This window comes from Polynucleobacter sp. AP-Jannik-300A-C4, assembly GCF_018688335.1.
Classification (GTDB): domain Bacteria; phylum Pseudomonadota; class Gammaproteobacteria; order Burkholderiales; family Burkholderiaceae; genus Polynucleobacter.
This window is the reverse complement of sequence record NZ_CP061316.1, coordinates 935,176-950,720: the sequence shown is the minus strand read 5'-3', so window position 1 is coordinate 950,720 and position 15,545 is coordinate 935,176. Positions and strand designations below refer to the sequence as shown.

15 protein-coding genes are annotated in these 15,545 nt (G+C 46.9%); 3 read left to right on the top strand and 12 right to left on the bottom strand.

Annotated elements, in window-relative coordinates; genetic code table 11:
• Nucleotides 1-8: 8 nt before the first annotated feature.
• Together pgeF and FD975_RS04985 are read right to left on the bottom strand one after the other, a co-directional pair.
• Nucleotides 9-806: a peptidoglycan editing factor PgeF gene (gene pgeF / locus FD975_RS04990; protein ID WP_215303602.1), complete on the bottom strand. Its 798-nt coding sequence runs from the start codon at nucleotides 804-806 to the stop codon at nucleotides 9-11.
• Nucleotides 781-1,830, bottom strand: coding sequence for an RluA family pseudouridine synthase (locus FD975_RS04985; protein WP_215303601.1), 1,050 nt, complete (start codon nucleotides 1,828-1,830; stop codon nucleotides 781-783). The genes pgeF and FD975_RS04985 overlap by 26 nt, the downstream gene beginning before the upstream one ends.
• 20 nt (nucleotides 1,831-1,850) lie before the next feature.
• Between FD975_RS04985 and FD975_RS04980 the strand changes: the two genes are divergently transcribed.
• Nucleotides 1,851-2,723, top strand: a complete 873-nt coding sequence (locus tag FD975_RS04980; protein WP_215303599.1) for an outer membrane protein assembly factor BamD — start codon at nucleotides 1,851-1,853, stop codon at nucleotides 2,721-2,723.
• A 34-nt stretch (nucleotides 2,724-2,757) separates the two neighbouring features.
• Here FD975_RS04980 and alr read toward each other — a convergent pair whose 3' ends face one another.
• Nucleotides 2,758-3,858 (bottom strand): alanine racemase, encoded by a 1,101-nt coding sequence (gene alr / locus FD975_RS04975; protein ID WP_215303860.1) that lies wholly within the window; start codon nucleotides 3,856-3,858, stop codon nucleotides 2,758-2,760.
• 74 nt (nucleotides 3,859-3,932) lie between these two features.
• On the opposite strand from alr, the gene lplT reads away from it, so the two are divergent.
• Nucleotides 3,933-5,252, top strand: a complete 1,320-nt coding sequence (gene lplT / locus FD975_RS04970) for a lysophospholipid transporter LplT (protein ID WP_215303597.1) — start codon at nucleotides 3,933-3,935, stop codon at nucleotides 5,250-5,252.
• Nucleotides 5,253-5,261: 9 nt separating this feature from the next.
• On the opposite strand, the gene FD975_RS04965 is transcribed toward lplT, so the two are convergent.
• The 8 genes from FD975_RS04965 to scpA are packed head-to-tail and all read right to left on the bottom strand — an operon-like array spanning nucleotide 5,262 to nucleotide 14,369.
• Nucleotides 5,262-5,783 carry a hypothetical protein gene (locus FD975_RS04965; protein WP_215303596.1) on the bottom strand — a complete coding sequence of 174 codons (522 nt, stop codon included), beginning with the start codon at nucleotides 5,781-5,783 and terminating at the stop codon, nucleotides 5,262-5,264.
• Nucleotides 5,780-6,325, bottom strand: coding sequence for a ribosomal protein S18-alanine N-acetyltransferase (rimI, locus tag FD975_RS04960; RefSeq protein ID WP_215303594.1), 546 nt, complete (start codon nucleotides 6,323-6,325; stop codon nucleotides 5,780-5,782). The genes FD975_RS04965 and rimI overlap by 4 nt, the downstream gene beginning before the upstream one ends.
• The gene (gene tsaB / locus FD975_RS04955; protein ID WP_251371428.1) at nucleotides 6,318-7,040 is read right to left on the bottom strand and encodes a tRNA (adenosine(37)-N6)-threonylcarbamoyltransferase complex dimerization subunit type 1 TsaB; all 723 of its coding nucleotides are present in this window, start codon (nucleotides 7,038-7,040) and stop codon (nucleotides 6,318-6,320) included. Before tsaB ends, rimI begins: the two co-directional genes overlap by 8 nt.
• Nucleotides 7,041-7,059: 19 nt before the next feature.
• Nucleotides 7,060-7,524, bottom strand: coding sequence for a VOC family protein (locus FD975_RS04950; RefSeq protein WP_215303592.1), 465 nt, complete (start codon nucleotides 7,522-7,524; stop codon nucleotides 7,060-7,062).
• A 7-nt stretch (nucleotides 7,525-7,531) separates the two neighbouring features.
• Nucleotides 7,532-9,556, bottom strand: a complete 2,025-nt coding sequence (gene accC / locus FD975_RS04945) for an acetyl-CoA carboxylase biotin carboxylase subunit (RefSeq protein WP_215303856.1) — start codon at nucleotides 9,554-9,556, stop codon at nucleotides 7,532-7,534.
• Nucleotides 9,557-9,582: 26 nt separating this feature from the next.
• On the bottom strand, nucleotides 9,583-11,115 hold the full coding sequence (locus tag FD975_RS04940) for an acyl-CoA carboxylase subunit beta (protein WP_215303590.1): 1,533 nt from the start codon (nucleotides 11,113-11,115) through the stop codon (nucleotides 9,583-9,585).
• Nucleotides 11,116-11,125: 10 nt separating this feature from the next.
• The gene (meaB, locus tag FD975_RS04935) at nucleotides 11,126-12,151 is read right to left on the bottom strand and encodes a methylmalonyl Co-A mutase-associated GTPase MeaB (protein WP_215303588.1); all 1,026 of its coding nucleotides are present in this window, start codon (nucleotides 12,149-12,151) and stop codon (nucleotides 11,126-11,128) included.
• Between the two features lie 22 nt (nucleotides 12,152-12,173).
• The gene (scpA, locus tag FD975_RS04930; RefSeq protein WP_251371427.1) at nucleotides 12,174-14,369 is read right to left on the bottom strand and encodes a methylmalonyl-CoA mutase; all 2,196 of its coding nucleotides are present in this window, start codon (nucleotides 14,367-14,369) and stop codon (nucleotides 12,174-12,176) included.
• 96 nt (nucleotides 14,370-14,465) lie between these two features.
• Here scpA and FD975_RS04925 point away from each other — a divergent pair, with 96 nt between their 5' ends.
• Entirely contained in the window at nucleotides 14,466-15,104 is a 639-nt protein-coding gene (locus tag FD975_RS04925) for a GntR family transcriptional regulator (protein ID WP_215303586.1), read from the top strand.
• 82 nt (nucleotides 15,105-15,186) lie between these two features.
• On the opposite strand, the gene FD975_RS04920 is transcribed toward FD975_RS04925, so the two are convergent.
• Nucleotides 15,187-15,531, bottom strand: a complete 345-nt coding sequence (locus tag FD975_RS04920; RefSeq protein ID WP_215303585.1) for a cytochrome c — start codon at nucleotides 15,529-15,531, stop codon at nucleotides 15,187-15,189.
• Nucleotides 15,532-15,545: the final 14 nt, after the last annotated feature.

Genomic DNA, 15,545 nt, shown 5'->3' with positions numbered 1-15,545 from the left:
GGGCTAAGCTAGTAATAACCCGAAGATGGAGTCTTGCCCGCGATCCAAATTAAGGAAGCGAATCGACCGGTTACTTTATCCCTCCGATAGGAAAAGAAATTTACTGAATCACTGGATGTGCAAAAGTCGCCGCCATATACCCTCTCAATGCCAGCAGAACGTAAACGGTCCTGAGCGAGTAGATATAAATTGGCTAAATACTTTCCAGGACTACCAGCAATAGATTTAAATGCCTCGGACAAAATAGCATGAGATTGGCCGGCAAACGCTTGCAGCACATCTTCGCCGACCTCAAATGCAGTAGGTCCGATTGCAGGACCCATCCACACCACAATATCTTTTGGTAGCAGGTCCGGGGATAAATGACGCATTTCCCGAATGGTATTTTCTAAAACTCCGCCACTGAGACCTCGCCAGCCAGCATGAGCTGCCCCAACAACATCACCATTCTTGCTTGAGAACAATACCGGCATGCAATCGGCCGTTAGAATGGCCAGTACCTCGTTTGGAATATTGGTAACAGAGGCATCCGCTTCAAATGGCTCACTAAGCAAAGCACTTCTTGAGGCCGGAGTGCTCACTGTAGTGCCATGAATCTGCTTAAGCCAAGCTGGCTCGGCAGGAAGGTGTGATCGTAAGGCTCTGCGGTTTTGCACCACATCGTCCACATCATCGCCAGCATTCAGCCCGAGATTAAGGCTATTAAAAGGAGGTTTACTAACCCCACCATTCCGAGTCGTACAAAAAGCTTGAATTTGCTTGGGTACAAGCCAAGTTGGCTCAATCTGCTGAATTGCGCTGATCATTTTTGATGGATGTCATTAAGGCATCTTCTTTAGGTAGGTCTGCCTCACTCATTCCAAGCAGAGGCAGCAAATTCATTAAATCTTGAGGGGGCAATCTAAACCAGGTCATCACATCCTGTGTCGATGGATGCTGCAAACTGAGGGCATAAGCATGCAGAGCCTGACGACTAAAGGGTAATGTTTTTGCTGCTCCAGGCGTTCTTTTGCGATAAACCGGGTCACCCAAGAGTGGAAAACCCAAGGATTCGAGGTGTACACGGATTTGATGGGTGCGGCCAGTTTCCAGGCGGCATTCCAGCAAGGCAACTGGACATTCTAAAAAAGTCCCTTTGGCCAAGCGTCGGAACAGAGTGGCAGCCGGTTTACCTTGGGCGGAGCCAGCAGCCATTTTGAGGCGATCACGCTGATCACGACCTACGGTTGCCAATACCTTGCCCTGAGAAGGCGCATCACCCCAAACTAAAGAAAGGTAGCGCCGCCCAACAGTTCGCTCCTGAAGCTGTCTTACTAGTGAGGTTTGCGCAACATCCGTGCGAGCTACGACCATCAGTCCAGACGTATCTTTATCTAAGCGATGGACAATTCCAGCCCTTGGTAAATTTTTTAGCTCTGGGAAACGATATAACAGGCCATTTAATAGGGTTCCCGTCCAATTTCCAGCGGCTGGATGTACGACAAGTCCAGCGGGTTTATTAAGCACAATGATGGAATCATCCTCATAGACAACATCGAGGGGAATATCTTCCGGGGCAAAGGCAAATTGTTCGGGCATTTCCTGTGGAAACACCTTAATACTCTCGCTTCCGCGCAGTAAATGGCGTACTTTGGTGACTTTTCCATCCACCGTGACTGCCCCAGCCTCAACCCAAGCTTTGAGTCGATTGCGGGAGTAATCAGGTAAAGCACCCCCAAGAAACTTATCTAAGCGCTCTCCGCTGACCTCAGCAGGAACTTCTAGGGCAATGAAATCCTCATCATCGATATAATCAATGGGATTCGAATCGGGAGTATGCGGCAATGCCACGCTTAAAGAGCCTTTTAGTTATGTCGGACGTTATTACAGACGCCAGTTTAAGGCTTGCTGCCACTATTAGGGCATCTTCCAGAAAATCCCTCATTTCACTATTTGTTGGGGCTAGTGCAGCCTGCCTGGTCCTCGGTGGGTGTGCAGGCAGCGATGGATCAAAAGATGATTCTGATATTTGGTCTGAGACAAAACTGTATTCGGAAGCAACCGACAAATTAAAAGATGCTGATTATGCAAAGTGCGGCAAGTACTTTGAAAAACTAGAGGGTCGCTTCCCATTTGGCCCCTATTCTCAGCAAGCACAAATCAATGCAGCCTATTGCTATTGGAAAGGCCAAGAACAAGCTCAGGCTCAAGTCGCGATTGATCGCTTCATCAAACTGCATCAAGGTAGCCCTAACTTAGACTACGGCTACTACCTAAAGGGCTTGATTAGTTTTAATGATGATTTAGGTTGGCTCGGTAAATTTACCGGGCAAGACTTGAGTGAGCGCGATCCAAAAGCAGCCAAAGAAGCATTTGAGTCTTTCAAAGTGGTGGTTGAGCGTTTCCCTGACAGTAAATATGCGCCTGACTCTTTAGATCGAATGCGCTACATCGTGAACTCACTAGCCGAAGCAGATGTGATCGTGGCTCGTTATTACTATCAGCGTGGTGCATATCTAGCGTCAGCCAATCGAGCGCAGCTTGTGATTCGTGATTACGATCGTGCGCCAGCCGTTGAAGAAGCGCTCTATCTACTTACGAAGTCTTACGAGAAATTAGGCATGACTGATCTGAGTAATGATTCTCTGCGTGTATTTAAGCTCAATTTCCCAGACAGCCAAATGATGATTACTGGCCAACGCGTTCAAAAAGAACGTCGTTGGTGGCAAATCTGGAATAAGTAAAAAACGAAAGTGGGTTTCATCAAGTAGCACTGCATTACTTGATGACCACCGGCACCCTTTGCGCCAATGCACAAATAAGCTCGTAGCCAATAGTTCCACTCATCTGAGCTACATCATCTACCGGGACTTCATTACCCCATAGCTCTACAACGCTACCAATCTTGGCATTAGGTGCTTCACGCAAGTCAATCGTCAACATGTCCATAGAAACTCGACCAACGATTGGACAAATCACACCATCACCCTGTGGATCAGCGCCATCAACCCAAACTGGCGTGCCATCTTCCGCATGACGTGGATAACCATCAGCATAGCCACAGGCAATCACACCAATACGCATATCCTCTGGAGCTTGATAGCGACCACCATAGCCAACGTGATCACCCTTTTTTAATTCCTGAATATCGATGATTTCACTCCGCAGTTGCATGACCGCCTGGAGTTCCGTTCGAATAATGTCTGCATGAACCCCGGTTGGAGAAACACCGTACAACATGATTCCAGGTCGAACCCAATCACCCAGTGCATTGCGGTGCCATAAAATTGCAGCTGAATTAGCCAGAGAGGTGGGCGCTTCCAGACCTTCAATAGTTTCCTCGAAACACTCCATTTGCTCACCAACGGATGGTGCATGATCTACCTGATCGGCATTGGCAAAATGGGTCATGTGATGTAGGTGATATCCGGCCGAATGAAGGCGATGAAAAGCGGTGCGGTACTGATCAGGCCTAAAACCAAGGCGGTTCATCCCAGAATTGAGCTTTAAAAATACGCTGATTGGGTGGCCCGAATGATTCTTAAAGGCCTCAAGCCAGATGACCTGCTTCTCACTGTGAACTACCAAGTCACATTGAAGCTCGGCCACTAAATCCAGCTCCTGCTGATTAAAAATACCCTCTAGCAAGAGAATGCGTCCTTCCCAGCCACGATCCCTTAGCCATTGTGCATCTGCAATATCCAGCAAGGCAAAACCATCGGTCGATTCCAGCCCTTTAAATGCGGCCTCTAAAGTATGGCCATAGGCTTTAGCCTTTACTACCGACCAGATCTTTGACTCAGGGGCGAGCTCTCGAATCCGACTTAAATTATGATGAAAGGCCTCAGTGTGTATAGTTGCCAAAATTGGTCTATTTATCAACCGACTAGCTGATGAGCACATATCCACCCCTCCTTTCATGTTTTAATTACATTAATGACTAGATTGTACGAATGAACCGTAGTTTTTACATCATTATGGCGGCGCAATTTTTTTCGTCGCTTGCTGATAACGCTTTGCTGATTGCAGCAATCGCCCTCTTGGTCCAGCTTAGCGCTCCGGCCTGGATGACTCCCTTACTCAAATTATTCTTCGTTCTTTCCTATGTATTGCTGGCAGCCTTTGTGGGGGCCTTTGCAGACTCCCGCCCCAAGGGCAATGTCATGTTTATTACCAATACGATTAAATTCATCGGCTGCGTGGTGATGCTGTTTGGCAGCCACCCACTATTGGCTTATGCGATCGTTGGCTTAGGTGCTGCAGCCTACTCACCAGCAAAATACGGCATTTTGACCGAGCTGCTACCCCCAGAAAAACTGGTTGCAGCCAATGGCTGGATTGAGGGGCTTACTGTAGGCTCCATCATTTTGGGGACAGTGCTAGGCGGTGTTCTGATTAGCAAATCCGTGTCGCAGAGCCTTTTAGGTTTTGATATGCCGATTCTAGAAACTAGCATTGATACGGCTGCAGAGTCTGCCATTCTCATCATCATGATGATTTATGTGCTAGCTGCACTTATTAATTTGCGTATTCCTGACACTGGGGCACGTTACGAGTCCCAAAAAACCAATCCAATCGAGCTGGTAAAGGACTTCTCCATCTGCTTCAAAACCCTCTGGGCTGATCGCTTAGGGCAGATCTCTTTGGCGGTCACCACGCTATTTTGGGGTGCCGGCGCCACGCTGCAATTTATTGTCATTAAGTGGGCTCAAGTTGCCCTGCATATGACTCTATCTCAAGGAGCCATCCTGCAGGCGATCTCCGCTGTCGGCGTTGCTGGAGGTGCAGTTTGGGCTGCTTGGCGCATACCGCTCCGTAGCTCCCTGAAAGTCCTTCCTTATGGCATTGCCATGGGTCTAGTGGTTTGCATCATGGCAATCTACAACTCAGACATGCTGCCAAATACAACTATTTGGACCATTGGCAAGTTTGAGATCTCACTCAATTTACTGCCAGCATATTTCTTGTTAATACTGGTAGGCTGGTTAGCGGGCTACTTTGTGGTGCCAATGAATGCACTACTTCAGCATCGCGGGCACGTCCTAATGTCTGCAGGTCATTCCATTGCCGTACAAAACTTTAATGAGAACATTTCCGTACTCATGATGTTATTAATCTACTCGGGATTAATTTGGCTGGATGCACCGATCCAAGCTGTGATTATTGGCTTTGGTGTCGCGGTCAGCGCGATCATGTGGCTAGTTATCAAACGTCATAAAGCCAATCAGGCTGAATATGACTCGATGCATTTAATTGGCGAGCATAAGCACTAAGCAAAATGATTAAATATTTTGCAGGACAGATTTAGCAAGCAATAGGTCCTGCCAAAATAGCGCCTTATCCTTAGGCCTAGCAATCAACTGATTTAATTCAAAGGTTGCGATGAGCGGTAAATCCTCCGCGCCATCTGCATTGATTGCCAAAACAGTTTCACGCAGCTCTGGCAATCCATCGCGTTCACCAGATAATTTTTGAGCGGCAGAACCACCAAACGCAATTGCAACAATGGGGGATCCGTCTGATGGCAATAGTTCAGGATTGAACACTTCTGCAGGATTTTTCCAGGACCACTCGTGTGCACTTAAGCCAAGTACACGAATGATATTTTGAAAAAGCACTTCTGCATCCCCTTGAGGTTTATTGCCAAAAAACCACCATATTCCTAAAGATCTTCTTTCCTGAGTTTCTTCAGCAACAGGCGACATGGTTGCTACAGCTTGGGGCTGATCAGAAATAGCATCACGTGATGTCCATTCAGTAATGCCCATCTCTTTAAGGAAGGTGGAATTCGTGCTTGTGTTCATGCCTCAAGCTTAATCGATTTAGCCAAAACCAGAGCATCCTCACGCAATCCACTGGCGGCATCAACCGGGTAATAATTTTTACGTATGCCAATTTGCTCGTACCCCAGTCTTTGGTAGAGCTTTAAGGCTGACTCATTACTTGGTCTGACCTCTAAAATAATTCGGGGCATATTTTGCTGTGCAGCGACACCCTCGATTGCATTCATCATTTTTACGCCGATACCCAAACGACGCAATTTTGGCGAAACCGTAATGTTGAGTAGATGCAATTCATCTACCGCAGGAAAAAGGATGCAATAAGCCCACAGAATCTCTGGGTCTAAATAACTGCCTTTAACTGCATCTGATAATTGCGGTCTGACACAATAAGCCCAATGCCCAGCAGCAAGGGAATCTGAGAAATTGCCTCTCGTCCAAGGATGTATGTGTGAAACCGATTCAATAGCAAGGACTGAATCTAAATCCGTGACAGTCATTGGAAGAAAAGAAAGCTCTGTTATGCCCTCCGTGCTTGACCGCAAGCCGTTGACAGCATCAACCATGAATCTGACTCCGCTCAGCAGAGGTCAATGCAACTTTATTGCGGATATAGAGTGGTTCAAGTAAATGGACGTCTTGTTGAAGAGCTTTGCTCCACATATCCTGAGCACAAGCTAAAACACCCGATCCGTTAACCCCAATGCTTGAATCAATTTGGCTATTGGCAAGGGGCTTGGGAATACTAGAAAAGATGCGATCGCCAAACTCTGCAATCGCACTTCCTGCAAGAAAGTCGATATTTGTCAGATCAACACCCTCAGGGGCAGTCAAATGAATATCGCCCTGCCGCTGGGGCAAATCATTTGCTGTCATTCGATAACGAGCCCAATAGACCTCTTCCATGCGAGCATCAACAGCAATCACAAATGACTGGGCTCCCGAAGAAGTAAACGCTGGGGTGAGAACCAGTTGACTTGCAATTGCATCTAGACTTGCTACGGGCAAGACTGGCAGTCTTGCCGCAATCGCTAAACCCTGGACAGCAGCAACCCCAAGGCGAACTCCCGTGAATGCACCTGGGCCAACCCCAATGGCAATAGCATCTAGAGAGCTCAGTTCGATTGAAGCCTCAGATAACAACTCTTCAACCCAGGGCAATAAGAGTTGGCTAGCGCCAGCCGACACCTTTTGGTGGCGAACTAAGGGTGCAACATCACCTAAAGATAAAGCCACCGAACACCAAGCCGATGAGGTGTCGATGGCCAATATACGGGTCAAAATATGGACTCTCTGATACTTAAGAACTCAAGCCTGCAATGATATCTGGTGGAGCTTGGACAAGCTCAATCAAAACACCCTCACCACAGAACGGAAACTCTTCATTACCTTTGGGGTGCACAAAGGTAATGTCATACCCAGCTGCACCCTTACGAATGCCCCCCGGAGCAAAGCGTAAGCCTTGGCTAGATAACCACTCCACTGCCTTTGGTAGATCGTCCACCCATAGACCAATGTGATTTAAAGGAGTTTGATGAACAGCTGGCTTCTTTTCGATATCAAAGGGTTGCATGAGATCAATCTCAATCTCATGAGCTCCTTTACCGATAGCGCAAATATCCTCATCCACGTTCTCACGCTCAGAGACAAATGTGCTCTTGAACTCAAAGCCTAATAAGTCAACCCAAAGCTTGCGGAGACGATCTTTATTTTCGCCGCCAATCGCAACTTGCTGAATACCCAATATCTTGAATGGTTTAGTCATGGCTTACTTACTCGAAGCGAATGATTAATTGATCAACCGCTAAGCTTTCACCAACATTGGCGCAAATCTCAGCAACCACACCATCTTGCGCAGCAACCAATGTATTTTCCATTTTCATGGCTTCAATAGCAGCTAATTTTTGACCTGCAGTGACCGCCTCGCCAACTTTTACGGAAATATTAGTTAATAAGCCAGGCATTGGAGACATCACGAGCTTAGAGGTATCTGGTGGCACCTTCACCAACATACGACGCTGAAGCTCAGCACCTAGAGGGCTTAGGACCATACACTCATAATGTGCACCATCCAAGACAAGTGCGTATTTCACACCCTTGCGCTCAACTTGAGCAGTAATCTTATGTGTGCCGTTGATGGTTGCACGTAAGCACAGCTCGCCAGGACGCCAGTTGCTAACGATGTTGTAGCGGCTGACATCGCCCTCTTCTTCAATGTAGACTGAGTAAATGCCATCTTTCAGATCTACACGAACAGGGATCTCTTTGATGTCTTCATTCGAACCAACCCGTGAACCAGTAACGACTACAAACTTCTTGGCAATCGTCATCTCATGACCGGCCAATTGGCCGTCAATCATTTGGATATGCTCAAGATAGCGGTAGCGCATAAATGCCGATAGCGCAGCCAAACGCTTTGGATCTGCTGGCTGCACGGAATCCTTTTTGAACCCATCTGGATACTCTTCAGCAATAAAACCTGTAGTGAAATCACCAGAGACAAAGCGGGGATGCTGCAAAAGCGCTGCCTGGAAAGGGATATTTGAATGAATACCACGAATGACAAAGTCATTTAATGCGGCACGCATCTTTTCAATCGCCTCAGTACGATCTTTGCCATGCACAATCAACTTGGCAATCATGGAGTCGTAATACATCGGGATCTCGCCGCCCTCAAAGACACCAGTATCAACACGCACACCATCTAACTCTTCTGGTGGGCGGTATTTGACTAGGCGACCTGTCGATGGCAAGAAGTTACGGAATGGGTCATCCGCATTAATCCGGCACTCCATAGACCAACCGTCTAATTTAATATCCTCTTGCTTAAATGCTAGCTTCTCACCCGCAGCAACACGAATCATCTGCTCAACTAAATCAAGACCAGTAATACCCTCAGTCACTGGATGCTCCACTTGCAAGCGGGTATTCATCTCCAGGAAGTAGAAAGACTTATCTTTGCCGACAACAAACTCTACGGTACCGGCAGACTGATAGTTCACAGCCTTTGCTAGTGCAACAGCTTGCTCACCCATCGCCTTACGAGTCGCAGGGTCAATAAATGGGGATGGCGCTTCCTCAATAACCTTTTGATGGCGTCGTTGAATAGAGCAATCACGCTCACCTAGATAGACTACATTGCCATGTGAATCGCCCAGAACCTGAATCTCAATATGACGTGGACCTTCAACAAACTTCTCAATGAAAATACGATCATCACCAAAGCTATTCATCGCCTCTGTTTTGCAAGCAGCAAAACCTTCGGACGCCTCTTTATCATTAAATGCAACACGCAAACCTTTGCCGCCGCCACCTGCAGATGCTTTGATCATGACTGGGTAACCAATGCCTTGAGCAATCTTGACCGCTTCTTCATTGGTATCAATCGCTTCGTTGTAGCCGGGAATGGTATTAACCTTGGCTTCTAAGGCAAGCTTTTTGGATGCAATCTTATCGCCCATGGCAGCAATGGACTGATGCTTAGGTCCAATAAATACAATGCCCTCTTCTTCGCAGCGCTTTGCAAATTGCTCATTCTCAGAAAGAAAGCCGTAGCCTGGGTGAACCGCTTCTGCACCCGTATCTTTACAGGCCTGAATAATACGATCCATTACTAAATAGGATTCGCGCGAAGGTGCAGGCCCGATGCAAACCGCTTCATCGGCCATCTGCACGTGACGTGCCTCTTTGTCTGCCTCAGAATATACGGCGACCGTCTTAATGCCCATCTTCTTGGCAGTTTTCATTACACGGCAAGCAATCTCGCCGCGGTTAGCAATCAATATTTTCTTAAACATTTTCGTAGTCATGATTTATCGGCGCCTTAGAGAGGAATATTGCCGTGTTTACGCGGTGGGTTTGTCAGCTCTTTGTCTTTAAGCATGGCCAAAGAACGTGAGATACGCTTACGTGTCTCATGCGGCAAGATCACATCATCAATATAGCCACGTCGCCCCGCTACAAATGGATTTGCAAACTTAGCTTTGTATTCAGCTTCGCGAGCCGCAATTTTTGCTGGATCCGATTTTTCTTCGCGGAAGATAATTTCCACAGCACCCTTTGGTCCCATCACTGCAATTTCAGCTGAAGGCCAAGCAAAGTTAACGTCGCCACGCAAGTGTTTGGAAGCCATCACGTCATAAGCACCGCCGTAAGCTTTACGGGTAATCAGAGTGACCTTAGGTACTGTGCAGTCTGCATAGGCATAGAGCAACTTGGCACCGTGTTTAATAATGCCGCCATATTCTTGTGATGTACCAGGCATAAATCCAGGTACGTCAACCAAGGTCACAACCGGAATATTAAAGGCATCGCAGAAGCGAACAAAGCGAGCCGCTTTAATGGATGCTTTGATATCTAAGCAGCCTGCCAGTACTAATGGCTGGTTAGCCACGATACCAATGGAGCGACCTTCCATGCGCGCAAAACCGATCAAGATGTTCTTTGCATAATCAGGCTGAAGTTCAAAAAACTCACCATCATCCACAATCTTCTCGATTAACTCTTTCATATCGTAAGGTTGATTCGGATTGCTTGGCACCAAAGTATCGAGAGAGAAATCAGGCTCTTCAGTGCGTTGTGCGCCATTGATAGTTGGCGGCTTTTCACGGTTCGATAAGGGGAGATAGTTAAAGAAACGACGTAGCATCATGATGGCGTCAACATCATTATCAAAAGCTAAGTCACAAACACCTGAAATAGTCGAGTGTGTAATAGCGCCACCCAACTCTTCAGCGGTGACATCCTCATGAGTCACAGTCTTTACCACTTCTGGGCCAGTAACGAACATGTAAGAGCTGTCTTTCACCATGAAGATGAAATCCGTTAGCGCTGGTGAATACACAGCGCCACCTGCGGATGGTCCCATAATTAAAGAGATTTGCGGAATGACTCCAGAAGCAGTCACATTACGCTGGAAAATCTCAGCATAGCCACCCAAAGAGGCAACGCCTTCCTGAATACGCGCACCACCAGAATCATTTAAACCAATCACAGGAGCACCCACCTTGAGAGCTTGATCCATGATCTTGCAAATCTTCTCGGCATGCGCCTCTGAGAGAGAGCCGCCCAAGACAGTAAAGTCTTGTGAGAATACGAAAACCAAGCGGCCATTGATCATTCCATAACCAGTGACAACACCGTCCCCTGGAACAGTTTGATCGGCCATACCAAAGTCATGGCAACGATGCTCAACGAACATATCCCACTCTTCAAAGGTGCCAGCATCTAACAAGAGCTCAATACGCTCACGTGCAGTCAATTTACCCTTGGAATGTTGTGCAGCAATACGCTTTTGCCCGCCACCTAATCTGGCAAGCTCGCGCTTTGCTTCAAGCTGTTGAATGATTTCCTTCATAACTACTCCCTTAGAAAAATTCGTGTCCCATTGCTTCGAGCAAACGTCTCGCAGCAACAGAAGCGGCCATGGTTCCTTGATTTACCTCGGCACTCAGGCCGGGTAATAGTGCTTGTACTGCTGGATGATTCTGAAAGGCATTCTTGAGACCTGCATCAATTCGATCCCACATCCAGGCACCTGCCTGTTGCTTACGGCGTGACTGTAACTGGCCATTTGCGTTTTGCAGTTTCTGAAAATGTAGAATTTTTTCCCATAACTCAGGCACGCCATTGCCTTCTAAGGCGCTGAGGGTCATGACCTGGGGATGCCAATACTCCTGATTATGTGAAGCATGATCGGGGTTGCCCTGGAAGCCTAAAAGACGCAAGGAGCTGGTAATAAATAATTGCGCGCGCATTGCTGCATCTGGATCGATATCTACCTTGTTGATCACAATCAAATCAGCAATTTCCATGACACCTTTTTTAATTGCCTGAAGATCGTCTCCAGCATTAGGCAACTGCAGTAGCAAGAACATGTCCGTCATACCGGCAACTGCAATTTCGCTTTGACCCACACCCACAGTTTCAACAATCACAATGTCAAAACCCGCTGCCTCAGCGACCAACATGGCCTCTCGTGTTTTCTCAGCTACGCCACCCAATGTGCAGGATGAGGGGCTCGGCCGAATAAATGCATTGTCTAAAACTGACAATCTCTCCATGCGGGTCTTATCACCCAAAATGGAGCCTCCAGATAAGCTTGAAGAAGGATCAATAGCCAAAACGGCAACACGATGACCCTTCTCAATCAGATACAAACCCAAAGTTTCAATTAATGTGGACTTACCAACACCTGGCACGCCTGAGATGCCCAAACGAAATGACTTGCCTGTCTTTGGTAATAAGGTATTCAGTACCTCATCAGCACGTTTGCGATGATCCATACGAGTGGACTCAAGCAAAGTGATGATCTTCGCCAAGGCTCGACGCTGCGCCGATGAAGGCGCACCGGTGAGATCATTCACCAAGGCTTGGTCAACTGCATTGAGCATGCTGATATCGACGATCCGTAAGTTAATCAGGCTTTACAGATTTACGAATCTGCTCAAGCACATCCTTTGCCGATGCCGGAATTGGAGTGCCTGGGCCATAAATACCTTTTACGCCAGCCTCATATAAGAAGTCGTAATCCTGTCTTGGAATGACGCCGCCAACGAAGACAATAATGTCGTCAGCACCCTGCTTCTTCAGCTCAGCAATAATTGCTGGCACTAAAGTTTTATGTCCTGCTGCAAGAGTAGAGATGCCTAAAGCGTGAACGTCATTCTCAATCGCCTGACGAGCGCACTCTTCTGGCGTTTGGAATAAGGGGCCAATATCAACGTCAAACCCCAAATCAGCAAACGCAGTGGCAACGACTTTGGCACCGCGATCATGACCATCTTGTCCAAGCTTGGCAATCATCACACGTGGGCGACGACCAAAGTCTTTTGCAAAATCCGCAATCTCAACTTTCAATTTTTCCCAGCCCTCTGCTGAGTCGTAAGCAGCTGCATACACACCGGTCACCTTTTGAGTATCGGCGCGATGGCGCCCGTAAACTTTTTCTAATGCATCAGAAACCTCACCAACGGTTGCCCGCAAACGAATTGCCTGCACGGCCAACTCTAATAAGTTACCGGTATTTTCTTCTGCAGCTTTGGTTAATGACTCTAATGCGGCTTCAACTTTTTTGGAATCACGCTTAGCTCTAATATCTTTTAAGCGCGCAACCTGGCTTTCGCGAACTTTGTCGTTGTCAATCATCAAGACGTCAACCAAGTCTTCTTTGCCGAGCTTATATTTATTCACGCCAACAATGACATCGGAACCGGAATCAATCTTGGCTTGTTTCTCAGCAGCAGCAGCTTCAATCTTGAGCTTAGCCCAACCACTCTCCACTGCCTTAGTCATGCCACCCATGGCATCAACTTCTTGAATGATTTCCCAGGCCTTATCAGCCATCTCTTGGGTGAGGTTCTCCATCATGTAAGAACCAGCCCAGGGATCGATCACACTAGTGATATGGGTCTCTTCTTGCAGAATTAACTGGGTATTGCGAGCAATACGGCTTGAGAATTCAGATGGCAAAGCAATCGCTTCATCAAAGGAATTCGTATGCAAAGATTGAGTGCCACCAAAAACTGCGGCCATAGCTTCAACTGTTGTACGAACCACGTTGTTATATGGGTCCTGTTCTGTTAAAGACCATCCCGATGTTTGGCAATGTGTACGCAACATCAAGGACTTTGGATTCTTTGGCTCAAAGGACTTCATAATGCGCCACCACAAGAGACGAGCAGCGCGTAACTTGGCAACTTCAAGGTAAAAGTTCATGCCAATAGCAAAGAAGAATGAAAGGCGACCCGCAAAACCATCGACATCTAAGCCCTTAGCCAGAGCAGTTTTGACGTACTCTTTACCATCAGCTAATGTGAAAGCGAGTTCGAGAACTTGGTTTGCTCCCGCCTCTTGCATGTGATAACCCGAGATAGAGATCGAGTTAAATTTCGGCATGTGCTTCGCGGTATATTCAATGATGTCACCGATGATGCGCATTGAGGGCTCTGGTGGGTATATATAAGTGTTACGCACCATGAACTCTTTCAGAATGTCATTCTGAATCGTGCCTGATAACAATTCCTGCTTCACACCCTGCTCTTCACCAGCAACAATGTAACCAGCCAATACAGGCAATACAGCACCATTCATCGTCATCGACACTGATACCTTATCCAATGGAATACCATCAAACAAGATCTTCATATCTTCCACTGAATCTATGGCTACACCAGCCTTACCAACATCACCAGTTACCCGAGGATGATCAGAGTCGTAGCCACGATGGGTTGCTAAGTCAAAAGCTACAGAAACACCTTGACCGCCTGCATCTAAAGCTTTGCGATAAAAAGCATTGGATTCTTCTGCAGTTGAAAAGCCAGCGTATTGACGAATCGTCCAAGGGCGAACTGAGTACATTGTTGCCTGAGGTCCACGAACAAATGGCTCGAAACCAGGTAAGGAATGTGTGTACTGAAGCCCTTCGGTATCTTCAGCGGTATACAAGGCCTTGAGATGTATCCCGTCCGGAGTTTGCCAACCTAATTTATCGACATCACCATTCGGCGCTGACTTTTGGGCTGATTTTTTCCAAGCATCTAAATTACTGTCCGGCACATTTGGCCAAGTATTAGATGCATTCGTTGCTGACTTTTTTTCACTCGCACTCATAAAGCACTCCTGGTTGGCTTTATTACATTGTTACTAAATTTGTGGGGTTATTTTGCTTGACATTTTTGAATTTGTCTAGATACTGTATACATAATTATGAATACAAAACTAATTAATCGACCCTTATACGAAGACGTTGCTGAGCGACTGCGTGAGCAAATCTTCTCCCATGAACTAGCTCCAGGCAGCTGGCTAGATGAACAAAGCCTGGCGATGGCCTTTGGAATCAGCAGAACTCCAATGCGCGAGGCAATCAAAGTCCTTGCTTCTGAAGGCCTAGTAACGACCAAAATGAATAAAGGCGCCTATGTCACCGAGGTAGATAGGCGCGATCTTGAGCAAATCTTTACCGTACTCTCGCTCCTAGAGGGTCAAGCAGCAAAAGAGACTGCTATTAAGGCCTCAGAGGCCCAGCTAACTCAACTCGATAACCTTCATCACCGCCTAGAAAAGGCGGCTGCAGACCGAGATTTGGAGCAGTTCTTTGAAATTAACGTCAAATTTCATGAGTTAATCCAAGAAATTGCTGGTAATAAGTGGATGAATGGCGTCATAGATGACTTACGCAAAGTGCTGAAATTGCAAAGACGAGATTCTCTCAGTAGGAGTGGAAGACTATTGAGCTCCCTGGTAGAGCATCGAGAGATACTGCAGGCAATCCTCAAAAGAGATCCTCTCGCTGCAGAGCAAGCCATGCGCAAGCATCTGGCTAGAGGTCTTGAAGCTACTAAATAAGTTTGTAAGAGGGAACTCAAATAGAACAAAGGCTTAGGTAATTAACCTAAGCCTTTTTGTTTGTGCAGCCCAAACCTTTGGATTACTTCTTAATTACGAAATTTCCAGGTAATTTAGAAATATAGGCAGCCATATCTTGAAGGTCTGCATCCGAGAATGACTGTACTTGTGAAGACATTACAGCGTTATTGCGACCAAATTGAGCGTTATTACCGCCAACTTGATAAGCACGCAAAGCGTAGTAAAGGTAATCAGGGTACTGACCGGCTAACTTTGGGTAAGCAGGCAAGATTGGAGCGTTCAGGCCAGCACCATGGCAAGAGGCACAGTTGGCCTTCTCAACTAGGGCTTTGCCTTTATCGGCGCTAGCTGCTTGAGCAATGCCAATACTGGATAACAAAATGGCGGTAATTAGTGCGAATTTCATAAACGTGCCTCTAA